21 protein-coding genes are annotated in these 24,909 nt (G+C 59.7%); 6 read left to right on the top strand and 15 right to left on the bottom strand.

Features of this window, described 5'->3' with window-relative positions; translation table 11 throughout:
* Position 1 precedes the first annotated feature (1 nt).
* From HMPREF3155_RS05945 to HMPREF3155_RS05935, 3 genes are read right to left on the bottom strand one after another with little or no spacing between them, the layout of a single operon-like run.
* Positions 2–1,099: a metallophosphoesterase family protein gene (locus HMPREF3155_RS05945; RefSeq protein ID WP_062041200.1), complete on the bottom strand. Its 1,098-nt coding sequence runs from the start codon at positions 1,097–1,099 to the stop codon at positions 2–4.
* A gap of 54 nt (positions 1,100–1,153) precedes the next feature.
* A complete protein-coding gene (locus HMPREF3155_RS05940; protein ID WP_061925914.1) occupies positions 1,154–1,987 on the bottom strand; it encodes an SWIM zinc finger family protein in 834 nt (277 codons plus the stop codon).
* Positions 1,987–5,028, bottom strand: a complete 3,042-nt coding sequence (locus HMPREF3155_RS05935) for a DEAD/DEAH box helicase (RefSeq protein ID WP_070432820.1) — start codon at positions 5,026–5,028, stop codon at positions 1,987–1,989. The genes HMPREF3155_RS05940 and HMPREF3155_RS05935 overlap by 1 nt, the downstream gene beginning before the upstream one ends.
* A 237-nt stretch (positions 5,029–5,265) precedes the next feature.
* Between HMPREF3155_RS05935 and putP the strand changes: the two genes are divergently transcribed.
* From putP to HMPREF3155_RS05920, 3 genes are read left to right on the top strand one after another with little or no spacing between them, the layout of a single operon-like run.
* Positions 5,266–6,828: a sodium/proline symporter PutP gene (putP, locus tag HMPREF3155_RS05930; RefSeq protein ID WP_070432819.1), complete on the top strand. Its 1,563-nt coding sequence runs from the start codon at positions 5,266–5,268 to the stop codon at positions 6,826–6,828.
* Positions 6,829–6,888: 60 nt separating this feature from the next.
* Positions 6,889–7,425: an HNH endonuclease family protein gene (locus HMPREF3155_RS05925; RefSeq protein ID WP_070432818.1), complete on the top strand. Its 537-nt coding sequence runs from the start codon at positions 6,889–6,891 to the stop codon at positions 7,423–7,425.
* A gap of 37 nt (positions 7,426–7,462) precedes the next feature.
* Complete coding sequence (locus HMPREF3155_RS05920; RefSeq protein WP_061925925.1) at positions 7,463–7,906, top strand: hypothetical protein; 444 nt, start codon at positions 7,463–7,465, stop codon at positions 7,904–7,906.
* A 70-nt stretch (positions 7,907–7,976) separates the two neighbouring features.
* Here HMPREF3155_RS05920 and fepB read toward each other — a convergent pair whose 3' ends face one another.
* From fepB to HMPREF3155_RS05900, 4 genes are read right to left on the bottom strand one after another with little or no spacing between them, the layout of a single operon-like run.
* Positions 7,977–9,002 carry a Fe2+-enterobactin ABC transporter substrate-binding protein gene (gene fepB / locus HMPREF3155_RS05915; protein WP_070432817.1) on the bottom strand — a complete coding sequence of 342 codons (1,026 nt, stop codon included), beginning with the start codon at positions 9,000–9,002 and terminating at the stop codon, positions 7,977–7,979.
* A gap of 46 nt (positions 9,003–9,048) precedes the next feature.
* Entirely contained in the window at positions 9,049–9,843 is a 795-nt protein-coding gene (locus HMPREF3155_RS05910) for an ABC transporter ATP-binding protein (RefSeq protein ID WP_061925931.1), read from the bottom strand.
* Entirely contained in the window at positions 9,840–10,886 is a 1,047-nt protein-coding gene (locus HMPREF3155_RS05905; RefSeq protein ID WP_061925934.1) for a FecCD family ABC transporter permease, read from the bottom strand. The genes HMPREF3155_RS05910 and HMPREF3155_RS05905 overlap by 4 nt, the downstream gene beginning before the upstream one ends.
* Position 10,887: 1 nt before the next feature.
* Positions 10,888–11,883, bottom strand: coding sequence for a FecCD family ABC transporter permease (locus HMPREF3155_RS05900; protein ID WP_210385646.1), 996 nt, complete (start codon positions 11,881–11,883; stop codon positions 10,888–10,890).
* A gap of 66 nt (positions 11,884–11,949) precedes the next feature.
* Between HMPREF3155_RS05900 and HMPREF3155_RS05895 the strand changes: the two genes are divergently transcribed.
* On the top strand, positions 11,950–13,044 hold the full coding sequence (locus tag HMPREF3155_RS05895; protein WP_070432816.1) for an alpha/beta hydrolase: 1,095 nt from the start codon (positions 11,950–11,952) through the stop codon (positions 13,042–13,044).
* A 93-nt stretch (positions 13,045–13,137) separates the two neighbouring features.
* On the opposite strand, the gene HMPREF3155_RS05890 is transcribed toward HMPREF3155_RS05895, so the two are convergent.
* Positions 13,138–15,132 (bottom strand): DEAD/DEAH box helicase, encoded by a 1,995-nt coding sequence (locus tag HMPREF3155_RS05890; RefSeq protein WP_070432815.1) that lies wholly within the window; start codon positions 15,130–15,132, stop codon positions 13,138–13,140.
* Positions 15,133–15,294: 162 nt separating this feature from the next.
* Here HMPREF3155_RS05890 and HMPREF3155_RS05885 point away from each other — a divergent pair, with 162 nt between their 5' ends.
* Positions 15,295–16,173 (top strand): SGNH/GDSL hydrolase family protein, encoded by an 879-nt coding sequence (locus HMPREF3155_RS05885; RefSeq protein ID WP_070432814.1) that lies wholly within the window; start codon positions 15,295–15,297, stop codon positions 16,171–16,173.
* Here the strand turns inward: HMPREF3155_RS05885 and hutI are convergent.
* From hutI to HMPREF3155_RS05860, 5 genes are all read right to left on the bottom strand, one after another.
* A complete protein-coding gene (gene hutI / locus HMPREF3155_RS05880) occupies positions 16,170–17,348 on the bottom strand; it encodes an imidazolonepropionase (protein ID WP_061921860.1) in 1,179 nt (392 codons plus the stop codon). The genes HMPREF3155_RS05885 and hutI overlap by 4 nt on opposite strands.
* Before the next feature lie 48 nt (positions 17,349–17,396).
* Positions 17,397–19,073 (bottom strand): urocanate hydratase, encoded by a 1,677-nt coding sequence (hutU, locus tag HMPREF3155_RS05875; protein WP_061921857.1) that lies wholly within the window; start codon positions 19,071–19,073, stop codon positions 17,397–17,399.
* Positions 19,074–19,350: 277 nt separating this feature from the next.
* Positions 19,351–20,013, bottom strand: a complete 663-nt coding sequence (locus HMPREF3155_RS05870) for a flavin reductase family protein (protein WP_148138224.1) — start codon at positions 20,011–20,013, stop codon at positions 19,351–19,353.
* 1 nt (position 20,014) lies between these two features.
* Complete coding sequence (gene hutH, locus HMPREF3155_RS05865; protein WP_062041217.1) at positions 20,015–21,568, bottom strand: histidine ammonia-lyase; 1,554 nt, start codon at positions 21,566–21,568, stop codon at positions 20,015–20,017.
* A 76-nt stretch (positions 21,569–21,644) separates the two neighbouring features.
* Entirely contained in the window at positions 21,645–22,352 is a 708-nt protein-coding gene (locus HMPREF3155_RS05860; RefSeq protein ID WP_062039021.1) for an IclR family transcriptional regulator, read from the bottom strand.
* A gap of 98 nt (positions 22,353–22,450) precedes the next feature.
* On the opposite strand from HMPREF3155_RS05860, the gene hutG reads away from it, so the two are divergent.
* Positions 22,451–23,383: a formimidoylglutamase gene (gene hutG, locus HMPREF3155_RS05855; RefSeq protein ID WP_062039024.1), complete on the top strand. Its 933-nt coding sequence runs from the start codon at positions 22,451–22,453 to the stop codon at positions 23,381–23,383.
* Between the two features lie 40 nt (positions 23,384–23,423).
* Here the strand turns inward: hutG and HMPREF3155_RS05850 are convergent, their stop codons facing one another.
* Together HMPREF3155_RS05850 and HMPREF3155_RS05845 are read right to left on the bottom strand one after the other, a co-directional pair.
* A complete protein-coding gene (locus HMPREF3155_RS05850) occupies positions 23,424–23,858 on the bottom strand; it encodes a hypothetical protein (protein WP_235591287.1) in 435 nt (144 codons plus the stop codon).
* A 98-nt stretch (positions 23,859–23,956) separates the two neighbouring features.
* Positions 23,957–24,909: YjiH family protein (locus HMPREF3155_RS05845; RefSeq protein WP_070432813.1), on the bottom strand; the 953-nt coding region annotated here is incomplete at its 5' end.

The following is a 24,909-nucleotide window of genomic DNA, read 5'->3' as shown; positions in this document are numbered from 1 at the left end:
TTTAAGCCTCCTTCACGCTGAGACGGAACAACAGGTTGGCTGCGTCGCGGGCTACAGGGTCCTCCAGGTTTTCCACCAACTCCGCCAAGGCATCAGCGGCGAAGCCGGAAAGCTCAAGACTGGCAAGTTCCTCCTCATCGGGAGCAAGGTGCAAGTCCATGGTTCGCTCACGCGGGCGCAGCGAGGCGAAGACCGGCTCGAGCTCGGCCAAGCCTTGCTCCAAACGCGCTTGGGCGCCCAACCCCACCGTGCCGCGCAAGCCATACTTCACTGCGGTACGGGACTTGTTCGGCATGTCATCGAGAACAGTGAGGAAGCGCTCGACATCCTCGTCGGAGTTGACGTCTGCCGCCACCGCGCGAAAAGCCCAGCGGCCGATGTGGTGCGGGGTGACCTCAACCTGCCCATTGTCGATTACCACGACCAGTGCATTGCCGGAATCGCGCTCGCGGTCATCAAAAGCGGTGGTCTCCGGGCTGCCGGAGAACCAGACGCGCCCCGACTGCCCCAAGGCCTGCGTGGAGTGGGTATCTCCCAGAGCTAGGTAATCGATGACGCCCTCAGAAATCTGGTTTTCAACAAACTTTAAGTCAATAACGTCAGCCTCAGACTCGCGTGCTTCCACCTGCCCGTGGCCCACGGCGATGCGCACTCCGTCGTAAGGCTCGAGCGGGGCGAGCGCTGCCTGCACGAGGTCATAGTTTGCGCGCTTGGAGAGATACGGGGCGCCGACGATCTCCACTCCTTCGCGCACCTCAATCGGGGTGGAATCCGCGATGACGTGGACGTTGTCCGCAAAAGGCTTGCGCAGGATGGAATCCGCCACCAGCGGATCGTGGTTGCCGGGCAACAGATAAACAGGCACCGGCAGATTGCGAAAGGCCTCCTTGGCACGCCCCAAGGTGGCCTTGCTGAGCGAATTATGCTCAAATACGTCACCTGCCACCACGATGAATTCCGCGCCGGTTTCCGCGGCTAATTCGCCGAGCCTGACAACGGCCGCCTCACGGTCATCGTTGAAGCGCACCTGGGCCTCGCCCTCGAGGAACCAGCGGGTCATGCCCAACTGAAAGTCCGAGGTATGGATGAAGGTCACCATGGATGAAACTCTCCCCTTTTAAAGTCTCCGGCAGCAGGCGCTAAGCCCTTATGCCTATTGGTGAGTCAGATGATAGTAAAGGTCCTCGACATCAGAGACCGCGCGAAGCAAATCTATGTTCGTATGGCTGACGGCGCGCATGGCCTTACGCAGCAGATCTGGGTCAGAGTCATCAACTGCCGGTGCCACTTTCGGGCGCGGCATATCGGGCAACTGCCGGCCTTCCCAAAACAGCTCGTTGCGCTCTTCGGGGCTGAGGCTGCTACCGGAAAAACTGTCCTGGGAGACATTTTTCGCCTGCTCCATCACAGCCTGCTCGAGGCGCGCAAAGTCCAAGCCACGCAGGGCAAAGATTACCGAGGGATCGGCATCCATGCGCGCCGCCAGCCGGTCGGCCACGGCAACCACGTGCTTGCACACGTACTCGGGGTCCGGGCAGGTGCATGAAAACCGCATATCGGCTGGGTCTTGCGCAATGAGAATGTCGAGCGCTTCCTCACTGAGCAGGCCGTCGCGTGCGTTCGCGATCGAGTTCGGCGTGCGGGCAAACATTTGGCTCAGCTCCGCCACGTCATCGTTGGTGCGATACGGCACCTGCAACAACACGGTGAAAGGCTCGTTCTGGGAACCGGCAACCTTGCCGTGTACTGCGCCGTTGCGCACGTCCAGGCCCACCACATGACCGCCGTTGGCGTACTGGCGTCCACGGGTAATGCGCCCGGAATCGGCCTCCTTGTTCACGAAGGAGACGATGCGCGTTGCCGCAGGAGCCATGCTGCGCACGCGAGAGACGCGGCCGGCCTCCTCCGGCGTGCTCACGCGTTTGCGCGCGCCGAAGTTGGCATAGATGACGTTGTCGTGTTCCTCAGACTTAGTATGCTGCGCCATTAGTCAGCCTCCCTGTAGCTCATCAGCTGTGCCAATTGCTCCGGATCCAGCTCGGTTAGCCAGCCTTCGCCCTCGCCTACCACGGCGCCGACCAGGTGCGTCTTGCCGTCCAAAATGTCCTGGATGGATTCCTCGAGCGTGCCCGCAGTAATCATCTTGTAGACCTGCACGTTGCGTTGCTGACCAATGCGGAAGGCACGGTCGGTCGCCTGGTTTTCCACGGCGGGATTCCACCAGCGATCCATGTGCACAACAATCGACGCCGCGGTCAGGTTCAGGCCCGTGCCGCCTGCCTTGAGCGAGAGGATCATCGCCGGCGGCCCGTCCGGCGCCTGGAATTCCTCCACCATTCGGTCACGACGGTTCTTTGTCACCCCACCGTGCAGGAACGGGATGTCCCTGCCCAGCTGCTGGGTGAGATAAGGCTGCAAAAGGTCGCCGAAGGCCTTGTACTGGGTAAAGATGAGGACGCGTTCTTCGCTTTCTACAGCTTGGTCCACAATCCGCATCAGCTCTTCGACCTTGCCCGAGCGGTGCTTTCCCTTAATGGTGATGGCGGAGCCATCGCCCAGATAGTGTGCCGGATGGTTGCAGATCTGCTTGATGCGAGTCAGCGAGGCCAACACCAGGCCGCGGCGCGACATGCCCTCACGTACCTCCAAGGCCTTTTGCACGTCGTCAACAAGCGCCTTGTACAACGCCGCCTGCTCGGCCGTCATCGCCACGGTGATGATCTGCTCCGATTTCTCTGGCAGGTCATCGATGATGTTCGGATCCGTCTTGAGACGGCGCAGGATAAACGGCGCTGTCAGCTGGCGCAGGCGCTCGGCCATGGTCTCGTCGTTTTCACGCTCGATGGCCTTGGCAAAATGATTACGGAAGAAGGACGCGCTGCCCAGAACGCCGGGATTGCAGAAATCCAGGATGGAGCGCATCTCCGACAAACGGTTTTCCACCGGCGTGCCGGTCAACGCGATACGGTGGCGCGAAGGCAGCGAGCGCACCGCCTTCGAGGAACGCGTCGCGGCATTCTTAATCGCCTGTGCCTCATCGAGCACCACGCGGTCCCATTCCACCTTGCCCAAGGTAAGGAAGTCACGGCCGACTGTTCCGTAGGAGGTGATGACGAGGTCTGCCTTCTCCGCGGCTTTGATGAGTGCTTCATCCTTGAGGCGATCCGAGCCGTGCTGCACCAGGACTTTGAGGCTCGGCACGAACTTCGCGGCCTCGCGCGCCCAGTTGCCCACTACGGAAGTAGGCGCCACGACAATGGTTGGCTTGAGCTCCGGGTTTTCTTGGCGCTCGATGGCAAGCAGCGTAAGCAGCTGGAGGGTTTTGCCCAAGCCCATGTCGTCGGCGAGCACTGCTCCAATGTTGTTGCGGGACATCCAGTAGAGCCAATCCACGCCGCGGCGCTGATACTCGCGCAGCTCCGCCTGGACGGTATCGGGCAGCTCGATGCGCGCGGGCGCGGGAGAATCCATGCCGCCGAGCAGAGAGGTATGCCACGTCGAGCCGGTAAATTCCACTGGCTCCTCGGCCATGGATTGCAGGGCCAACTCGCGCAGCTCCGCCACGGAGACCTGGGAGGTTTCGCCCTCGTTGAATTCTTGCAAGCGCTTTTCGACGTCCGCGACAAGTTCCTGCCAGCCCGGCTGTTCTAGCTTCCGAGCGCGCTCGGCGGCGGCGCTAAGCCGCTCGAGTTCCTTCTTCTTACGCTTCTTGGCGGTTTCCGCCAGCTTGTCCATGTACTCGGAAATCTTGGACAACGCCTGGGTATCGGCGGTCACCCACTCGCCGCGGAGGCGAATCAGGCCGGACTTGGACGCCACCAGCTGGCGCATCTCTTCCTCGGTGAGCTCAATATCGCCTACGGAAAGATGCCAATCATATTCCACCAGCTTGTCCATGCCGAGGTGGGCCTTGGTGGATCCTTCGGCAGGGTCACGCACCTCGCGGGTTTCCAGTTTGGCTTTGGTTTCCATGTGCGCCCATGCCTTAGGCAGCAGCACGGTAAAGCCGGCTGCCTTGAGCTGGGCGACGTCCTTGGAAACGAACTCCACCAGCTGATCGGTGCCCAAGAATACATCCCAATCGCCGGCGTCATAGTCCGGAACGGCCGAAGACTCGCGCAGGCGCGGCGCCAGGCTAAGTGCCTTGCGCTGCGAGTCGCGCAGCTTGACCACGCTGCCTCTGTCCAGCTGCTCCTCGATGATGGGGCGCGGGGCGTCGGTGCCGGAACGGACCTGCACGCGGATGGGCCAGACGCTGGATTCTGGATCTTCATCGTGGCCGGGCTCTTCCACAATGAACACCAGCTGCAGGTCGACAGAGGTAATCGAGTCTTTCCACTCGTTTAGAGCACGCAGCAGCTGCGCGCGCCCCTTTTTCACCGGCGCGGTCGTGAGCATGGCCTGCGCGAAGTCGTGCCACGGTGCGGGACGGGGGGCGTCGGCAAGCGAGCGCAACTGTGTAAATGCGATCCAGTGGGTCAGCTCGTCTGCCATGTCATCAGAAAGCGCGCGGTTATTGATGGTCAAAATGCCCGGCGCGGCAGCCAGCATCTCGGCGAGCCATCCGCGCTCGCCCAAGCCCGAGGTCAGCTGCCACATGGGGAACCACTCGCCGCCCTGATAGGAAAGGCGGATGGTCACGCGCCCGGCGCGCACGAACTTGCTAAGTCCCCGGTAGGCGCGAATCAGCCACAGAAGATCTGGGGCGATGGTGGCTTTTTGTTCCGGTGTTGCCGCTTGGCTTAGTGAGTCTAAAAACTCCATCTTGGCCAGGGTGGCCACGGCTTCCTCGGGAGCAAACATGGCCATGGGGACCATGAGGGAGACGTCCTTGCCCTTTGGCGTGCGCAAAGAGACTCGGGCGCGGTTGCGGAAGGACTTCTTGGCAAGAATTGTCTCCACCACCTCGGGGAAAGTCCCCTCTGGCACTGCCGAAGGCATGATGATCTTGTGCCCTTCCACCTGCTCAATCCATAGGCTAAGCCCTGAGACTGGGAGCCAAAGGCCGTGGAGGAGGTAAGAAGCCATAGCTGCCAGTCTAGCAGCGCACCTTTTGGGGGCAGGGCGAGAGCTTTAAGGGCGAAAATTGCAAGAAAGCGCAATCGTTATAATCTCGTTACATTCTTACGTTTCCACTGATAGACCATGAGATTTACCTGTGTATGGAGTCACATATTTTTGGTAACGGGACAGAATCTCGTTGGGTTGTAATGCGCGTCACGTTAGCGTGGGAGGGTCCTACTCTCAAACAACGAGGAGAAATCCGTGCAAGATTCCACTTGGTACGTCGTGGCGATGATTCTCTATCTGCTCGCGATGGCCGCCATCGGTTTCTGGAGCTATAAACAAACAGACCAGTACGACGATTACGTCCTGGGCGGGCGTGGACTCCACCCCTTCGTCGCGGCACTGTCCGCCGGCGCCTCGGACATGTCCGGCTGGCTGCTCATGGGCCTGCCTGGCGCATTGTTCTTAACGGGCATGTCGGAGCTATGGATGGCCATCGGCCTGCTGGTTGGCGCATGGGCCAACTGGAAATGGGTCGCCCCACGCCTGCGCTCCTACTCTGAGATTGCCGGTAACTCGATTACCGTTCCGTCCTTCTTTGAGAACCGCCTGCATGACAAATCCCGCGTGCTGCGCATTCTCTCGGCCGCCATCATCATCTTCTTCTTTACCTTCTATGTCTCTTCCGGCATGGTCTCCGGCGGCCGCTATTTCGAGTCCACCTTCGGCGGCGATTACTTGGTCGGCATGCTGATCGTTGCGGCCGTTACCGTGTTCTACACCTTCGTCGGCGGCTTCCTCGCGGTCTCCTACACCGATACCGTGCAGGGCTTGCTCATGTTCGCCTCGCTCATCATCGTTCCGATCATGGCAATCATGACTTTGGATAATCCTGGCGATATCTTCAGCTTCGCGGCGGAGAATCCTTATGCTTCCGGCGGAGTCATTGAAAACCCTGAGTACTTCTCGCTCTTCTCCGGTGTTTCCGCAGCAGTTATCATCGGCAACCTAGCCTGGGGCTTGGGGTATTTTGGTCAGCCGCACATCATCGTGCGCTTCATGGCGCTGCGCAAGCCTGCCGACGCCCGCGCGGGCCGCTTCTACGGCATCAGCTGGATGTTCCTTTCCCTGATTGGCGCCATCTTCGTGGCCCTGGCCGGCACGGTATTTTTCACCAACACTGATCACGCCATTACCGATCAGGAAAACTACGAAACCATCTTCCTTGACATGGCCCAGGTCATGTTCCACCCACTTTTTGCAGGTCTGGTTCTGACTGCGGTTCTGGCCGCCATCATGTCCACCATGTCCTCACAGATGCTCGTGGTTTCCACCTCTCTGATCGAGGATCTGTTCATGATCGTGGCAAAGAAGAAGCCCTCCCAGGACGTTCTCATTAACCTATCGCGTACGGCTGTGGTTGCCATTGCCATCATCGCGACAGTCCTGGCGATTAATCCTTCCGATTCCATCCTGGGCTTGGTCGGCTTCGCTTGGGCCGGCTTCGGTTCCGCATTCGGCCCGCTGGTGCTGCTGTCCCTGTACTGGAAGCGCCTGAACTCCACCGGCGCGATTGCCGGCATGGTGACCGGTGCCATCGTGGCTATCGGCTGGGGCATGTCTGCGCTTTCCGATGCCCTCTACGAGCTGGTCCCAGGCTTTGCCATCTCCCTGGTGGTCACCGGCGTGGTCTCCCTAGTGACCAAGGCACCAGATACCAAGGTCGTCACCGAGTTCGAAGAAGCTTCCCAGCTGGCCAAGCTTGTTGAAAACAACAAAAACTTGGACTTCGAGGAAGCAGCAGAGAAGGTACAAGGCTAAGCCACCCTTATATCTCCCCACCGGGAACCGCGCACAGCACGGCACAAGTCTAAATAGTCTATGAAGCACTATTTTCTTGCCGGGCTGTGCGCGGTTACTGCGTTGTGGGGCCTAAACCACTTCCTGCCGGGCCCGCCCTTGGGCGTGGCTGAAGCAGATATGCGAGTTCGCATCATCGGCTACGAACGCGAAGCCTTCGGCGGCTGGCTACCCGATACAAAGGACAATGTACGAGATGCCCAGGCCACCGCCTACGGCCTATACGATCCTTATTCGGGTAAACACAACCCAGCCACCGTTGAGGTCGACCACGTCTTCCCTCTTTCGGCGGCGTGGGACATGGGCGCCTACCGCTGGGATAGGCAGCGCAAGACAGCCTTTGCCAATGACCCGCTCAACTTGGTAGCAACTGCAAAAGATCTCAACCAGGACAAGTCCGATTCCCTGCCTTCCGAGTGGCTACCGCCTGCCAACCGCTGCGACTACTCCCGCCGGCTTGCGGCCGTGGCACGCAAATATGATTTGCCCCTTCCAGCTGCGGATGTACGGGTAATGCGCAGGCAGTGTCGGTTCGATTTCCAGCTCACCACTGACTAAACTTCTTGCGAACCCCAAACTGAAGTGAAAGGCCTCCATGACTAGTCTTCTAGTAATTCTGCACGTCCTCGCAGCAGTGCTGCTCATCGGCCCGGTCTGCGTGGCAACTTCTGCCTTCCCTGGTCAGATGTTTAGCGCCGCCAATGGTGAGCACGTAGCAGTCGGTGCAGCGCGCATCCTGCACAAGATCACCAACACTTATGGCTACATCTCCGCCATCGTGCCGGTTCTGGGCGTCGCTGTCTTCCTGACGGACCTCGAAGCCTACAAGTCCGCAGTCCAGTTCCACATCGCGATCCTGCTGGCAGTTATCGCTTGGTGCCTGCTGTTCTTCCTCATCGTGCCGAAGCAGAAGAAGGCCCTCGCTGCTCTCGACGGCGCCGAAGACATGGACGCTGAAGGTCTGAAGAAGCAGCTTTCCGCTTTCTCCGGCATCTTCAACCTGCTGTGGATGATCTGCGCAATCTTGATGTTTGTCTAATCAGCCAACAGCATAAATAGGCCGCGATCCGTGGGGATCGCGGCCTATTTATGCTGTTGGGGCCTTGCGCTTATTCAGCAAACTGCTTGGCCAGGGAATCGAGCATCAGCTGCGCGGAGAAGTAATCAAGGCGGAAGGTCTCCCCTGGCAAAAAGTAGACCTGCTTATTCTTATATGCCGGTGAAGTGTTGAAGGCTTGTTCCTTTTCCATTGTCGCTTGGGTTTTCTTATCGCCAGCGACGACGATCCAAGATTCGCCTGGCAGACCTTTTTGCACGTTTTCCAAGGACAGCTGGACGATGTCGCCGCGCGACTTGCCCATCGAAGTATCACCCTTTACTTGCTCAGGGATATCCGTCAGCGTGAAGCCAAGTCTTTCCAGGAGCTGCGATTGCGCAGCCTTGTGCGTCAGTGCAGCTGCGCCCGAGCCATCTCCAAAGACGGTTAGCGGCGACACCGCATGATCTGGGACCTTGATGGAATTCGCGACCTTGTCCACTTTCTGGTCGAAGTCCGCAAGAATTTGTTTGGCCTTGTCCTCCTTGCCGGTTGCCTTCGCCAGCATGGTCGTGACGTCTTGCCACGAGGCCTTCGTATAATCCACCACCATCACTGGCGCGATCTTCCTCAGCTGATCCACCTGGTCATAGGCTGAATCGCCGCCATTTTTTGAAACGATGATTAGATCCGGCTCGTAAGGCAGAACGTCTTCTGGGTTTGGTGAAGAATTCGACCACAGCTTTTCCACCCCTTTGGCTTTGGCCTCCTCCGAGTATTGATTGAAAAAGCCCTGATCATCGGACAATCCCTCGATATTGGGCTTGGTCGCGCCCGAGGCCACGACGGGTGCTCCTAGGGCGAGGAGCGAACCGGTCAGTGTCGTCGAGGTCGAGACGATGCGCTGTGGCTGTGCCTCAATCTCTAGGTTGCCGTCATCGGTTTCTACGGTGCGGGGCCACTGCCCCGTCTGCGTCGCTTGCGTCTGAGCCTCAGGTCTTTCCTGCTCACCAGCGTCTTGGCTGCTGCAGCTAACAAGCGCCACGCTGGTAGCTAATACAACCGTTAGCGCCGTAATAGCGTTGAGATGTCGTTTCAATTTTTCTCCTTGAGAAATCGGATGGACTTTGTTTAGGGGTTCGAGATCAGGAATTTGGCTTCAACCGCGGCCTGGGAATGACCATCGGCTCGTGGGTGAGTGGGTCTGGGGTGACAAGGCAGCGCACACCGTAGACATGTTCGAGCAGCTGCTCAGTGACCACCTCACGAGGCGGCCCCTGCCCCACGACGGCTCCGTCTTTCATGACCACCAGATTGGAGGCATAGCGCAGCGCAAGATTGAGATCGTGCAAGACCGCCACCACCGTTCGGCCTTCATTGCACAACTTCTGGCACAGTTCCAAGATGTCGATGTGATGTGCAAGGTCGAGAAAGCTCACCGGCTCATCGAGCAGGATGGTCTCAGTCTGCTGAGCCAACACGAGTGCAAGCCAGACGCGTTGGCGCTGACCGCCTGAAAGAGCATCTACCTCTCTATCTGCCAAGTCGGCAACACCAGTTTGTGCCATGGCCAGATCTACAGCTTCACGGTCCGCGCTCGACCACTGGCGGAAAAGGCTTTGGTGTGGCGAGCGGCCATGCGCCACCAGTTCACGCACGGTCATCTTCTCTGGCGCCTTGGCCTCCTGCGGCAGCAGCCCAAGCCTTCGCGCGAGTTGCCGGGGCGCGGTGGCATAGACTTCCCGCCCATCCAGCACGATGGAGCCTTCGTCAGGCTTGTGTAATCGGGCGATGGCACTGAGCAGCGTTGACTTGCCGCAGGCGTTTGGACCAATGATTGCGGTAAATTCCGCTGCCGGAATCTCCAGCGTCACCGATTCAGAAATCACGTTCTTGCCATAGGTAGTGCGCACTTCGCTCAGCTTTAGTTTTGTCTTCATCTTGTTTCCTTCCGCAGCAACAGACCGAAAAAGTAAAACCCGCCTACTGCAGCAGTGATGACTCCCACGGGTAGTTCGGAAGCCCAGACCTGCCCCATGACATCGGCGCCTAAGAGCAACGTTGATCCGACGGCAGCCGCCGGAACAACTGGGGTGTTACAACCGGTAAGCTGTTTCGAAATATGAGGAGCTAGTAACGCAATGAACGCGATGGGGCCCGCGGTTGTAGTCGCGATGGCGACCATGAGCGTTGCCAAGATAACCAACCAAGCGCGTTCCGTGTTAACGCGCATACCGAGTGTGCTAGCGCGTTGCTCCCCCAGCGCTAAAAGGTGCAGCTGGCGCTGCGCACACAGCAGGAGGAGCATCACCACCCCGCCAGCGGCGAGAGCAACGGTCACTTCCTTCCACTCGACTGCGGTAAGCGTTCCCGTAATAGCACGAGCCGCGCCATAGGCGGCATCGCTATCGGCCTGGAGCAGGAGCCAGCGATTTAAAGAGCCCAGCATCGCCGACAGCGCGATGCCGGCCAAAATCAGGCGCACACCGCCAAAGCCTCCTTTGCTGGACAAAGCAAAGATCACTGCCCCGGCTAGGGTTCCGCCCACCATTGCCGCGAAGGAAGAACCAATGATGCTGCCGCCAAAGACGAGGACGCTCACCAAGATTCCCGTCTGTGCGCCCATGGAAAACCCGATGATGTCCGGGCTGCCCAAGGGGTTGCGAGTTATCGTTTGGAAAACAACACCCGACATACCCAACAGCGCTCCTACCACGATGCCCGCAAGGATGCGCGGTAGACGCCACTCCACTATCACCAAGCGAGCGCGCTTTTCCCCGCCTCCGCTAAGAACTTCCCACAAGTCCGCAAATCCATAACTAGTGGTACCAACGCGTAAAGCGACAAGGCTCAATGCCAATAGAAGTATGGAACATGCTAAACAAACGCCCCAACTGCGGAAATGGACAATGACCGAGTACTTCCCCGTTCCCACTCGCCACTGACCTTTCGGCAGACCACCTCGCTGTATTAGGTGTGACATGTCAGCTCCGAGTCTTCATTCGAGTTGCCATAAAGAACAAGAAGGGCGCTCCGACAAAGGCAGTAAGGACACCCACTGGGATCTCGGAGGGCCTGGCGATGACGCGGCCCAGGATGTCTGCAGTGAGCATCAAGCACGGTCCGAATACCAAGCACAAGGAGATGGTCCAGGCAAGGTGTGAGCCCATCAGCCATCCCGCCCACAGTGGGACCATGAGCCCCACGAAGCTGATGGGGCCAGCAATCGCAGTTGCGGCAGCACAAAGCAAGGTCAGCCCCACCAAGGCAAGGCCTCGGGTTCGCACCACATCGGTGCCCAAGGCGGCAGCGACGTCGTCGCCAAGCGCCATGTTTGAAAGCTGCGGGAACGTTGCAAAGATGATGACGAGCCCAGCGGCGAGCGGTACCGCAAACCACCACAGGTTGACGTCGTTGCGAGTTAGCGCGCCCACGTCCCAGTAGCGAAACGTTTGAAATGCATCTTCGCGCAACAACAATAGTGCCGAAACGACGCCGCCGGACGCGGCGGAAAAGGCGGCGCCAGCGAGCACCAGCCGCACGGGCGAGGCACCGCCCACTTGCGAGGCACCGCCAACGAAGTACACCAAAGTCGCAGCGCCGGCCGCGCCCACCGCAGCGAGGAGAAATTGCATGTGGGCACTATCAGCGCTACCCAAGCACGCACCCACCACGATGGCGAGCGAAGCCCCAGAGTTGACGCCCAGTAAGCCTGGGTCTGCCATCGGGTTCCTAGTAATCACCTGCATTACTGCACCTGCGACTGCAAGGGCTACTCCCACGAGCACGCCCACCACCGTCCGCTGCAGACGCAACCCATTGACGTTGTAGCTTTCACCGGAGCCATCAGGATGAAGGAGCAAGTGCCACACGTTGGCTAGCGGAATGTGGGATGAACCGATAGCTAAAGAAGCAAAACACAACAAGGCAAGAATTGCGCAGGTCAGCACTAAGACGGCAATACGCCGAACTGTGAGCACGAGGCAAACCTCCCACCGAACTAAAGTAACCCATTATTTATTTAGGTGATGCTATACTAACTCGTTATGTTATCCGAAATTAGCCTTCTTAGTGCAGCTCAGCGCATTGATTTCGATTGGGACGAAGTTAATCCCGAAAAGGTCTATGCGCGTTACCAGGTGCTTTCGCACACCGATGACCAAGCGGTTGTACTCATCGCTTCGCCTCACGACGCTTACGTTTTCTTCGACACAATCACTCACGTCCATCGCGAAGACCTCGAGCATTTCCGGCTACGGCCTTACCGCGACTGGTTCGTCGGCGCTTTCGCGCTACCGCGCGGTCTCGTAATGAGTGCCGGGCTAATTCCTGCAGGCAAGCCAATTTCAACCGAACGGGAGCAATGGATTAAACACATTGAAACTGCCACAGCACTCGACCAAGAATCCGAGAGGGTGGGAAACCTTACTTGCCTGCGCGTGCCAGCGTCTGGTGAAGTTCCGGCCGCGCCTTATCCCGTTCGCAAGCCCCAACACCACACGCTTTTCGATATTGCCGCCCCCGACGGCCACCGCTTTAGTGTGGAGGCCTGGGCTGATATCACCGGCGGCCCTTCGCTTCTGTTGCTCACAGATGGCAACAGGTACGTAAACTCCTACCCGTTCGCGCCGCAGTGCAGCACCGCATATTTCAGCACCACGAATGCGCAAGACCGCGGCACCTTGCTGTGCAACGCGGCGGTGCTTGAGCCTTTTCTCGCCGATCAGTTGCTTCCCTGGCTGCATGGTCTCGGGGTAAATATGCGACCTGCGGACACCGCCATCGCCGGCGCTTCCTTCGGCGGGCTCGCCGCCGCTCGCACCGTGCGCAGGCGTCCGGACCTGCTAGAAAATGCCATCGTGCAGTCGGCGTCCTTTTGGTTTGATCCAGAAGAACTTGCGGCTTGGCAAAAGCCGCTTGCCGGGCCACCGCGGCGAATCTTCCATGAGATTGGCACCCTAGAGACCGCATTGAGTTCCAGCACCCCCACGAAAAAGGATTCCATGGGCAGTGTCAATCAAGAGTTCGCGCGTTGCTTGCAGTCACCTCACCAGGTATCGCGCCAATTCGTCGGCGGCCACGATTATGCCCCATGGCGCGAAGGCATCATCGCGGGCATACAGCATTTGAAGTTGCGCTAAAACGGCGAAACCGCCGTCCCCCCATTCTCCCTGGTTTGCTGCACCTCTAAGGTACCGCGGAAGAAAAAGGACGGCGGTAACGCTTTGCGCGTGTTAGTCGTGCCAACCGCCACGACGGTCATCACGGTCACGGTAGCCACCACGGCCACCCCGTCCGCCACGGTCGTCACGGCGCCCACGGCCTCCGCGACGATCATCACGGTAACCACCACGGCCGCCGCGTCCGCCACGGTCATCGCCATCGCGGCGCGGCGGGCGGCCGGTGTCCTTGGCGATGTTAATCAGCTGGCCGGAGATGCGTGTGTCCTTCAGACGGTCCAGCACTGCGCGGTCAAGGTTCTTCGGCAGGTCGACCAGGGTGTGGCCCACTGCAATGGTGATGCGGCCGAAGTCCTTGGAGGACAAGCCACCCTCGTTGGCCAGCGCACCGACGATGGCGCCTGGGCGCACGTTCTGGCGCTTGCCGACGTCCAGGCGGTAGGTCTCAAAGTCACCGTCCGGGCGGCGCGGGCCACGGTCACGATCGCGGTCACGGAAGCCGCCACGTCCACCGCGGTCACCACGGTCGCGGCGATCCCCACGGTCAAAACGGTCGCGGTCACGGCGGTCGCGCTTCGGCGCTGGCTGCTCCTTGAGCAGGAAGTCCTTACCGCCCTGCAGCTGGACTGCAAGCGCTGCGGCGATGTCATCCATGGCAACGTTGTTCGTTGCAGAGTACTCGCGAACCATGTCGCGGAAGAACTCGAACTGCTTCTCACCCAGGGACTCGCCGATCTTGGCCAGGAATTTTTCCTTGCGCTTCTCGTTGACCTCGTCAGCGGAAGGCAGGTCCATTTCCTCGAGGCGGGCGTTGGTCACGCGCTCGATGGAGCGCAGCATGCGGCGCTCACGCGGGGTGACGAACAGGATCGCCTCACCGGTACGGCCTGCACGGCCGGTACGGCCAATGCGGTGCACGTAGGACTCGGTGTCGTTCGGGATGTCGTAGTTGACCACGTGGGTGATGCGCTCAACGTCCAGGCCACGAGCGGCGACGTCTGTAGCCACGAGGATGTCCAAGCGGCCATCCTTGAGCTGGTCAACGGTGCGCTCACGCTGCTGCTGGGCGATGTCGCCGTTAATGGCGGCCGCGTTATAGCCAGCGTCGCGCAGATTGTCAGCGACCTCTTCGGTCTCGTGCTTGGTACGGCAAAAGACGATGATGGCGTCGTACTCGATGACCTCGAGGATGCGGGTGAAGGCATCCATCTTCTGACGGTGTGGGGTCAAAAGGTAACGCTGCGTGATGTTGTCATTGGTGCGGCGCTCAGACTTAACAGTAACCTCAGCAGGATCGTTGAGGTACTGCTTAGACAGGCGGCGGATGGAGTTCGGCATCGTTGCCGAGAACAGCGCGACCTGCTTTTCTTCCGGAGTGTCTTCCAGGATGCGCTCAACGTCTTCCTGGAAGCCCATGTTCAGCATCTCATCTGCCTCGTCGAGGACTAGGAAGCGCAGCTGGGAAATATCCAGGGAGCCCTTCTCTAGGTGGTCGATGACGCGGCCAGGGGTGCCGACGATGATCTGGGCGCCACGGCGCAGACCAGAAAGCTGAATGCCGTATGCTTGACCACCGTAGATTGGCAGCACCTCGATGCGACCCAGGTGATCAGCAAAGGACTGGAAGGAGTCCGCAACCTGCAGGGCAAGTTCACGCGTTGGGGCGAGAACCAGTGCCTGTGGGTGGCGTACTTCTGGGTCGACCTGGGATAGAACCGGCAGCGCGAAAGCTGCGGTTTTTCCGGTACCCGTCTGGGCGAGGCCCACGACGTCGCGGCCTTCCATCAGGATCGGGATGGTTTGTTCCTGGATTGGGGATGGCTGGGTAAAGCCGACCTTCGCAACGGCGTGCTGAACATCGTCAGGCAGGCCGAGAGTTGCAAACCCCTGAGAATTGTCGTTGGCTGAAGTATTTTCAGCGCCGGTGTCCTCAGGGTTATTCGCAGCCCCGGTGGTTTCAACGTCACCTTGCGAGATTTCCTGAGATTCCGACTTATTGATTTCTTCCGGCTCGTTCACGCCGCCGGTGGCGTTATCGGTAATGCTCATTGCTTGCTCCACAGTACGTTATACAAACCCCCTACCGCCATCGATCGAGCTAAAAGCGCTTTAAAGGTGCCAACAAACACACCATCTATCCCATTACCTAACGGTCACACTCACCCAATTGCATAGTCAACCTTCCCCCCGCATTTGCGTACAATCACGCCCATGACCGTCTCCGCTCGCCTCCTGCCGCACCACCTGCGCCACGCCACGCTGGCTGCGCTGGCAACCACCGCCCTAGCGCTCAGCCTTGGCGCCTGCGACACAGCAAAAGAAGAGACAGGCAAGGACGAGCAGACTAGCGACGCCCTGCACTACGTCGCGTTGGGCGACTCTTATGCCTCGATGGGCACCCGCGGCGCCCCACACACCGGGCCAGGATGGTGTGCACGGGCGAGCGACAACTATCCGTCACAGTTACAGCAGATGAAGGGGCTCGCGCTTGACGACGTCACGTGCCAAGGCGCCCTAACCGACCACGTCCTGGGGCCACGTGCGGACCTTCCACCGCAGTTGGACGCCGTGCACACCACGACCGACATCATCACCTTGTCCATCGGCGGCAATGACGCCGGCTTCGGCGTGCTGACAAGCTGCGCCATGAACACCAGCGACCTGAATTGCGCCGAGCTCCACGGCGGGGAGATCGACCAAGCCCTGGCGGCACTGCCTGCCAAGCTAGACGACGTCTACGCCGGCATCCACCGCAAGGCCCCACAGGCCAAGATTTTCGCGACCGCCTATATGCCACTTCTTGCAGCGACGGATAACGAAAGCAATTGCCCCGCGATTGAAAAAGTCAGCGACGTCGACCGTCTTTGGCTGATGCAAAAGATTTCGCAGATCAACTTGGAAGTCGAGCAAGCAGCCCACCGCGCCGGCGCGCAGTTCATCGTGCCACCGGCCACCGAACTGCACACCGGCTGCGCCCCCGTTGCGGAGCGCTGGGTCGACCTCGCGGGGACTGAAACTGGGGCCTACCCCATGCATCCCACCCACGAAGGGCAGTCAGCGATGGCACATGCCATCGCTGAGCGCCTTTAGAACGCAGGTTTTCCTGCGACAAACGTACGCCACGTCATGGGCATACCCGGGCGATAAGCCAGGTGAATGGCGCTCGGTGCATCGAGCACATGAAGATCGGCCGCAGCGCCTTCAACAATCGTGCCCTTTGCCGGACGCCCCTGCGCATCTAGGCCTCCACCAACATCGTGCCTGCGAAGAGCTTTAGCGCCACCAAACGTCGCTGCTCGGACAGCCTCGTCTAGAGATAGACGCTGCTGCAACACCGCCGTAGTAACACAAAAATTCATCGAGGAGGTATAAGACGTTCCCGGATTCAGATTAGAAGCGATAGCAACGGTGGCGCCTGCATCAAGCAGACGACGCCCTGGAGCTAGCGGCTCGCGAGTGGAAAGATCGCAGGCAGGAAGCATGGTAGCGACGGTCTCGGAGTTGGCTAAAGCCTCAATGTCGGCATCGCTCAAATAGTTAACGTGGTCGACTGAAGCGGCATCCAGCTCAACCGCGAGTTGAACACCGGGCCCCTCACCCAACTGATTACCGTGTACACGCACGCCTAAGCCACGTTCCTTACCAGCAGCAAGAACCCGCCGAGACTGCGTCTCATCAAACGCGCCTCGCTCACAGAACACGTCAATCCAATTCGCATAGTCTGCGACGCCGTCAAGCATCGGGCCTACGACCTCATCCAAATAGTCATCAGCATCCGCGCCTGGTGGAACAAGGTGCGCGCCGAGAAAAGTGACGTCATCTGCGTACTTGGATGCTACCCGCGCAGCTAGCACTTCGGATTCGGTGTTGAGGCCGTACCCAGTCTTTGTCTCGACGGTCGTAGTACCGCCTCGACGGGCCGCTGCAATGCGCTCGACCAGAAGCTGCTCGAGTCGGCTTTCGCCAGCAGAGCGAGTGGCATCCATAGTGACTGCAATGCCGCCTGCTTCATAAGAGCCACCGCTCATGCGGGCCTCGAATTCGGCGGAGCGGTCTCCATCGAAAATCATGTGGGTATGCGAATCGACCCAACCGGGCAAAACTGCTCGCCCACCGCAATCCACGATGTCGTCAGCGGCCGGCGCTTGAGACCGCTGCCCCACCCACGAAACCACACCATCGGTGACGACGATGGCGGCGTCGTCAAGCGTTCCGGCTTCACTAACCGTGTGTAATTCGGAGATTCCAGTAAACAGGGTGCTCATCTAAAGCGTCCTTTCTGGGTTTGACCAACCCGTATGTGGTGCCGTCTGCTAGTCGCGAGCTCGAAATTCCATCGGAATACGTACGCCGCGCTCATCAGCTACTTCCTTCGCGCGAGTGTATCCGGAATCGACGTGGCGGATAACGCCCATGCCCGGGTCGTTGGTGAGGACCGCGCGCAGCTTGGCGGCGGCCAACTCGGTGCCGTCTGCAACGGTAACCTGACCGGCGTGGATGGAACGGCCCATGCCCACGCCGCCGCCGTGGTGAAGGGACACCCAGGTAGCACCGGAAGACACAGCGGTCATGGCGTTAAGCAGTGGCCAGTCTGCTACCGCGTCAGTGCCATCGAGCATCGCCTCGGTTTCGCGGTACGGAGAAGCCACGGAACCGGAGTCGAGGTGATCACGCCCGATAACAATCGGAGCAGAGACCTTTCCGTCACGGACAAGCTCGTTGAAGAGCAGGCCGGCCTTGTGGCGCTCGTTATAGCCGAGCCAGCAAATACGCGCCGGCAGCCCTTCGAACTCAACGTACTCCTCTGCTGCGTCGAGCCAGTTGTGCAGGTGCTCGTTGTCTGGGAAGAGCTCCTTGAGGGCTTGGTCGGTTACCTTGATGTCCTCTGGGTCACCGGAGAGCGCAGCCCAGCGGAACGGGCCAAGGCCCTCGCAGAACAGCGGACGAATGTAGGCCGGCACAAAGCCAGGGAACTCGAAGGCACGCTGGTAGCCGGCCTTGCGAGCCTCATCACGAATGGAGTTGCCATAGTCAAAGACCTCTGCGCCCTCATCCTGGAACTCGACCATAGCCTGGACCTGAGCAGCCATGGACTCGCGGGCCTTCTTAGTGAAGGTGGTTGGATCCGCCTTAGCCTCGTTGTGCCAGTCTTCCACGGTGATTTCAGAAGGCAGGTAGGACAAAGGATCGTGGGCCGAGGTCTGGTCGGTGACGATGTCGACGGTAAATTCCCCGGCGCGCTGGCGGCGCAGAATCTCCGGGAATACCTCGGCGGCGTTGCCTACCAGGCCTACGGATAGCGGCTTCTTGTTTTCCTTGGCGTCAAGAACCAGCTTGAGTGCTTCATCTAGGTCGGTGACAACCTCATCGAGGTAACGCTTATGCTGGCGGCGCTTTAGGCGGGTTTCATCAACGTCCACGATGAGGCAGGCACCACCGTTAAGGGTGACAGACAGCGGCTGTGCGCCACCCATGCCGCCGCAGCCACCGGTCAGGGTGAAAGTGCCGGCCAGGGTGCCGCCAAAACGCTTCTTCGCTACGGCCGCGAAGGTCTCAAAGGTGCCCTGCAGGATGCCCTGGGTAGCGATGTAGATCCAGGAGCCGGCCGTCATTTGGCCGTACATCATGAGGCCCTCGTCCTCGAGCTCACGGAAGTGCTCCCAGTTGGCCCAGTCCCCCACGAGGTTGGAGTTTGCGATGAGCACGCGGGGTGCCCACTCATTGGTCTTCCAGATGCCGACCGGCTTACCCGACTGGACGAGCAGGGTCTCGTCGGACTCGAGATCCTTAAGGGACTCTACGATGGCATCGAAGGCTTCCCAGCTGCGCGCTGCACGGCCGGTGCCGCCGTAGACCACGAGATCCTCGGGGCGCTCGGCTACCTCCGGGTCGAGGTTATTCATGAGCATGCGCAGGGGCGCTTCGGTCTGCCAGGACTTGGCGGACAGTTCGGTTCCGCGCGGTGCGCGTACTTCGCGTGGTTGAGACATGGTGAGGATTCCTTTCGCTTGTGCTTTTCGACGCCCACACAAGCCCCCTAGGCCGGTATCCCGGGGCTGTCCCCGAGGACTTGTTCAGCGTCACATGTCATAAAGTACTGTGACACAGCTCTGTGTACCATGCCACATTAGCCCTAACTGTCTCGTATATGAGACACATGCGGGATGATCTATGACGGCCTGCATGCGCCGGTTTATCCCCCTCTTTTCTGCGGCCCTCCTCGCCGCTTGATCCACCCACGCGGGCCAGCGGGCTATGGCCGATGCGCTAGGCGCTGCCCTCTAGTCCGGCGCGCGCGGCGTCGTCGGAGCCGGGCACGCGCATCTCGAATTTTCCTGTGACCACGGTGTAGTCAAAGTAGCCCATGCGCGCGATGGGCTTAATCTTGAGGATGTCAAGCTTGCCTTCCTCATCGATGACAGATTCATCGATATGGATGGTTTTTACATCCGCCACCACGAGGTCGATGCTGCCCACCTTGGAATTACCAGGCACGCGCAGCGTGGTCTTGTACTGGCACTCGAACTTCACCGGCGATTCTTTCACCATGGGAATGCGGTAATTGTCCGCGTATTCCTTGGTTACGGAAAGGCGGTCCCACTCGCTGTCGCCATAGTCGAGCACCTGGGCGGATTTATTGACTTCCTCGCGTAGATCATAGGTGGCCATATTCCACACGAACCAGCCGGTCTCCTCCGCGTTAAGCACCGTGTCCTTGCGGCGACCATCCGGGTACTGGTTGGCCGAAAACATCACCATGGGTGGATCGAAGGTGAGGTTTTGCCACTGACTATAGGGCGCGATGTTTTCGCGGCCCTCACCATCCACGCTGGAAAGCCATCCAATGGGGCGCGGTACCGTGCTGGCTTTAAAAGGGGAAAACGGCAAGGGGTTGGGCTCAGATTGCGGGCGCCAAGAGATGGTCGACATATTAACCACGCAGCTTTCCGGTAGCATTCTCGACGGCTTCGACAAGCGCGCCCTCCTTGACTAGGCGCACGGTCTCCTCGATTTCCGGAGAGAGGTAACGGTCCACACCTGGCCCCTTGACGGTTTCGCGCAGCTTGGCGATCACCGCGCCGGTTCCCTTAGCCGGGGCACCCTCGCGCATGTCGATGGCGCGGGCGGCGGTGAGGATCTCAACGGCCAGCACGCGCTGCAGGCCATCGACGGCCTTGCGCAGCTTGCGAGCCGCGGACCAGCCCATAGACACGTGGTCTTCCTGCATGGCAGAAGAAGGAATGGAATCGGCCGAAGATGGGTTGGCCAGGCGCTTCATTTCGCTCACGATGCCGGCCTGGGCGTACTGGGCAATCATGTGGCCGGAGTCAACACCGGGGTCGTCGGCAAGAAATGCGTTCAGCCCGCGGTTGCGTGCCGGGTCCAGGAAGCGGTCGGTACGGCGCTCGGAAATCGAGGCCAAATCCGCGGTGACAATTGCCAGGAAGTCGAGCGCATAGGCCACCGGCGCGCCGTGGAAGTTACCATTGGAGACCACGCGGCCATCCTTGGTCACCACCGGATTATCCACCGCGGCAGCCAGCTCGCGTTCAGCCACCTGGGCAGTGTGGGTCAACGTATCGCGGAAACCGCCGGCGACCTGCGGGGCGCAGCGCACGGAGTAGGCATCCTGTACCTGATTCTTCTTGAACTCCTCGAGCGCGGCTTCCAAGATCTGTGACCCCTCGGCCACCTGGAGGATATTGGCCGCGGCATCGGCCTGGCCCGGATGTGGGCGCAACTGCTGCAGGTCATCTGCAAAGACAACGAGGGTACCCAGCAGGCCCTCCACGGTCATGGCGGTGGCAATATCGGCGGTCTTTGCGGCCGCGCGCAGGTCAGTAATGGCCAGGCAGAGCTGGCCGAGCATGCCATCGGTGCCGTTGATGAGCGCTAGGCCTTCCTTCTCGCGCAGCTGCAGCGGCTCGATGCCAGCTGCGGCCAAGGCTTCGCCCGCATCCTGCAGCTCGCCGTTTACCCGCACCTCGCCTTCTCCCAACAGGGCCAGTGCACAGTGAGCAAGCGGCGCCAAATCTCCGGAGCAGCCCAGCGAGCCATACTCGCGCACCACCGGCACAATGCCGGCATTGAGGGCCTTGGCATACGTTTCCACCACTACGGGGCGCACGCCAGTGCGGCCGGTGCACAGGGTGGACAGGCGCAGCAGCATCAGTGCGCGGATGACTTCTTCTTCTACTTCCGGGCCGGTGCCCGCAGCATGCGAACGTACCAGGGAAAGCTGCAGCTGGGCGCGCATCTCTTCCGGGATATGACGGCGGGCCAAAGCGCCGAAACCGGTGGAAATCCCGTAGACGGGGGTCGGATCCTGCGCGAGTTCTTCAATGCGCTCGCGGGTAGCGGCCACCTCTGCTAGCGCTTCGGGAGCAATCTCCACCTGCGCGCCATAACGGGCAACGGCAACGACGTCCTCGATGCTCAGCGCGCCGACATTTACGGTCACGGTAGTTGGGTAGGCGTTAGGCATGGCAAAAACTCCTTTAAAAGGGATCAACAATTTCAATGTGTCGCGCGACAGCCTAACGCGATGAATGTATGCTACCTCACTTTTTATGATTGCGGTACATTTTAGCCGCCATCTTGTCCGATACCTCCAGCAAAGCTCGAATAGCGGCGTCTACCTTCGTATCCGGCGTCCCTACCGGATACGTCACCGCCACCGCCGCCGCTGGGCGGTCCAAATGATCCAGGATGGGTACCGCCACAGAGGCCTGACCGCGAGTAATTTCTTCAATCTCTTGGTCCCACCCGCGTGCAGCTACCAAACCCAAGCGTTCTTTCAACGCGGCAAAGCCGCTACCTCCCGCAGTATCAAAGGCGGCGCGCACCTCCGCATCAGGCAGATGCGCCAGCATCACACGCCCGGATGCCGTCTTATGTGCTTGCAGGCGCACGCCCACCTCGGTCACCAAGGAAGTAGCCCCGGCCGCACGCACCTCCTGCAGATACAAAATTTCCGATCCAGCCATACGTGACAGATGCCCCGATCCACCCACCAGCGCCGCACACTGTTCCAAGTCCCGAGTAGCCATGCGCACCAAGGGCTGCTGCGTTACATAGGCCGAGGCCATGGAATACGCCGCCAACCCCAGGCCATAGGTCTTATGCTCCGGCAAATGGGCTACAAAACCAGCATCAACCATCTCCGCCAGCAGGTGGTACGTAGATGAGCGCGGCAGGTTGAGCTCACCTTGGATGCGGGCGGCAGAAATAGGGACGTCGATCGTGGATAAAAGCTTGAGGATCTCCATCGCGTGACGCGCCGCGGGGACTCTGTTGGTACTCACGCTTAGTGATTGTAGGCAGAGTTTCCTGCCACATGCCGCGGTTTTGCCTAACATCGAAGACCATGAACACTGAAACAGCTGAACTTTTCACCCCCGCCCCCGAATGGTCCGGCCGCTCCGATGGCCCGGGACCAGAGCATGCTCGCTGGCATAGCGTTATCAATCAGTCCGCCACTTCCCCAGCCCCAGTGACTCTCTTGGGTTTTGCTTCCGACGAGGGCGTGCTGCGTAATGGTGGGCGCCAGGGTGCAGCCGCAGGCCCAGCCGCGCTGCGTTCCGCGCTTGGCTCCTTGGCGGTGCACCATGAGCATGCGCTTGCCGACGCCGGCACGATCACCACACAGGCCGATGACCTCGAGGGTGCCCACGACGCCCTTTCCGATAAGGTGCAAGAACTCGTCGCGGCCGGCACCCTCCCCATCATCCTGGGCGGCGGGCACGAAACCGCCTTCGGCTCCCACCGCGGCCTGTATCGCGCGGTAGGCGCCACCAAGATCATCAATCTCGACGCCCACTTCGATCTCCGCCGCGCGGACCAGGCGACCTCCGGCACCCCGTTCAAGCAGATTTCGGAGCTTAGCGATGACTTTGATTACACCGTGCTGGGCATCTCCCGCCCCAATAACACCAAGGTGCTTTTTGATGAAGCCGAATCTCTCGGCGTGGCCATCACTTTGGATGAAGAGCTAACCAACCTCACCCCGGCCGAGTGCGGCGAACTTGCAGCCCGCGCCACCGAGGGCAAGGACAAGGTTCACTTGTCCATCGACCTCGATGTCCTGCCGGCTTCTACCGCGCCGGGCGTATCCGCCCCGGCATCTCTGGGCGTGAGCTATGAGCGTATCCGCGCCATGGCCGTAGCAATTGCGCGGACGGGCAAGCTGGCTCTGGTGGACGTCGTCGAGCTCAATCCCACCTTTGACATAGATAACCGCACCGCCAAAGCAGCCGCGCGGCTTATCGATGACATTGTCACGGCCCACCTCACTAGCTAAACGCCAACGGCGTTGGGGTTTACCCGGGCCGTGCAGTTTATCAGGTAGCTTTCTTACTCATCCAACGTTGGACTCCCCACCACATAGCAGGAGTAAAGGCAACAGCGATGAGCCAGTAGACAAGCCAGAAGCTACCCGCTAAGCCAGTCACCACAATGCCTATGAGCAGCAAAAGCGCTGCGCCAGCACTCGCAACCACACACTTTGTGAAACTGCGCCTGTCCGCATGAGCACTTTCTCGGGGTGCAACTCCAGAAACCTTCCGGTCTACGAATCCAATAATGTCTTTGCCGAAGACAACAGAGAAAGAAATATAAAAGGCCGCGAATCCGTGCATGAACTCGGCCCTACCGCCTTGGCTCAGGCTCACGTAGAAAAATACTAAGAGCAGCAGGTCGATGATTGGGGTCGCGGCCATAAGTATCAAACCGAGTTTGCGCAGATTAAACACGTAGCGCAAGAGGCAGCCAGCCACTAAGCAAAGCCAAAAGGCTACCTCAGCTGCGATAGTGGCTATAAGCATCATTGCCCTCCAGCGATATAGATCCTCTAACCCGTCTTGGGTTTAACCTATCAAAACAGCAGGTGGGCAATCGGGGTGGCGATAAGAATGGTCAGCGCGACACGCTCAAACCAAATGATGACCAAGTGAGTCAGCTTCACCGGAATCTTGGTTGCCAGGATGCACGGCACCAATGCGGAGAAGAAAATAATGGCAGAGACTGCCACCACGCCGATGACGAACTTGAGCACCATGCTGTCGCTGCCTGCCACTGCGGTGGCGGGCAGGAACATCTCCGCAATTCCCATGGCCGCGCCCTTGCCCGCTAGTACCGGCTCCGGAAGCCGCGCTACCCACGCAAATGGGTAGAACAGGTAGCCAATCCACTCGAAGATGGGCGTAAAGCGCGCAAGCAGCAGTCCGATGAGACCCACCGACATAATGGACGGCACGATTGCTGCCGCCATGCGCACACCATCGCGCAGGTTCTCCCAGATGGACTCCCACAACGACGGTGCGCGTTGTAGCGCCAACATCGCCTCGCGCCACGCGTTTTTGATGCGCGAGCCTTCCACCGGCTTTTCCGGATCTGGGTGCGCGTCCGCAAAATACTCGTCTGGAATGGTGCGCAGCGGCGGAATCCGCACGGTAATGGCGGTAACCACAAAAGTCACGATGAGCGTGACGATGAAGTATGTGCCCCATACCTTCATCAAGTCGAGCTGCTTGGCCACGATGACCATGAAGGCCGCAGAGACCGTCGAAAAGCCGGTGGCAATAATCGCTGCCTCACGCCCGGTGTATCCGCCCTTTTGGTAGACGCGGTCCGTGACCAAAATTCCCAGTGAATATGAGCCCACGAACGAGGCCACTGCATCAATAGCAGAGCGTCCCGGCGTCTTCCACAACGGTCGCATGATGGGCTGCATGAGCACGCCGACGAACTCCAGCAGGCCAAAGCCAATGAGAAACGCTAGGAACGCACCACCAATGTCAGATGCGAGTTTTTGGTACCGGTGTTCTG

The sequence above is a fragment of the Corynebacterium sp. HMSC06D04 genome, from assembly GCF_001807315.1.
In the GTDB taxonomy this organism is placed as follows: domain Bacteria; phylum Actinomycetota; class Actinomycetes; order Mycobacteriales; family Mycobacteriaceae; genus Corynebacterium; species Corynebacterium simulans.
Note: the sequence above shows the minus strand (reverse complement) of the source record. Positions and strands in the feature narration are given on the sequence as shown.

Coding starts and splice junctions, on each gene's coding strand:
- hutI (WP_061921860.1), bottom strand. CDS start 17,348: ATGAGCACCCTGTTTACTGGAATCTCCGAATTACACACGGTTAGTGAA.
- HMPREF3155_RS05940 (WP_061925914.1), bottom strand. CDS start 1,987: ATGGCGCAGCATACTAAGTCTGAGGAACACGACAACGTCATCTATGCC.
- hutU (WP_061921857.1), bottom strand. CDS start 19,073: ATGTCTCAACCACGCGAAGTACGCGCACCGCGCGGAACCGAACTGTCC.
- HMPREF3155_RS05910 (WP_061925931.1), bottom strand. CDS start 9,843: ATGAAGACAAAACTAAAGCTGAGCGAAGTGCGCACTACCTATGGCAAG.
- HMPREF3155_RS05885 (WP_070432814.1), top strand. CDS start 15,295: ATGACCGTCTCCGCTCGCCTCCTGCCGCACCACCTGCGCCACGCCACG.
- hutG (WP_062039024.1), top strand. CDS start 22,451: ATGAACACTGAAACAGCTGAACTTTTCACCCCCGCCCCCGAATGGTCC.
- HMPREF3155_RS05870 (WP_148138224.1), bottom strand. CDS start 20,013: ATGTCGACCATCTCTTGGCGCCCGCAATCTGAGCCCAACCCCTTGCCG.
- HMPREF3155_RS05945 (WP_062041200.1), bottom strand. CDS start 1,099: ATGGTGACCTTCATCCATACCTCGGACTTTCAGTTGGGCATGACCCGC.
- HMPREF3155_RS05935 (WP_070432820.1), bottom strand. CDS start 5,028: ATGGCTTCTTACCTCCTCCACGGCCTTTGGCTCCCAGTCTCAGGGCTT.
- hutH (WP_062041217.1), bottom strand. CDS start 21,568: ATGCCTAACGCCTACCCAACTACCGTGACCGTAAATGTCGGCGCGCTG.
- HMPREF3155_RS05860 (WP_062039021.1), bottom strand. CDS start 22,352: ATGGAGATCCTCAAGCTTTTATCCACGATCGACGTCCCTATTTCTGCC.
- HMPREF3155_RS05920 (WP_061925925.1), top strand. CDS start 7,463: ATGACTAGTCTTCTAGTAATTCTGCACGTCCTCGCAGCAGTGCTGCTC.
- HMPREF3155_RS05905 (WP_061925934.1), bottom strand. CDS start 10,886: ATGTCACACCTAATACAGCGAGGTGGTCTGCCGAAAGGTCAGTGGCGA.
- HMPREF3155_RS05895 (WP_070432816.1), top strand. CDS start 11,950: ATGTTATCCGAAATTAGCCTTCTTAGTGCAGCTCAGCGCATTGATTTC.
- HMPREF3155_RS05890 (WP_070432815.1), bottom strand. CDS start 15,132: ATGAGCATTACCGATAACGCCACCGGCGGCGTGAACGAGCCGGAAGAA.
- HMPREF3155_RS05925 (WP_070432818.1), top strand. CDS start 6,889: ATGAAGCACTATTTTCTTGCCGGGCTGTGCGCGGTTACTGCGTTGTGG.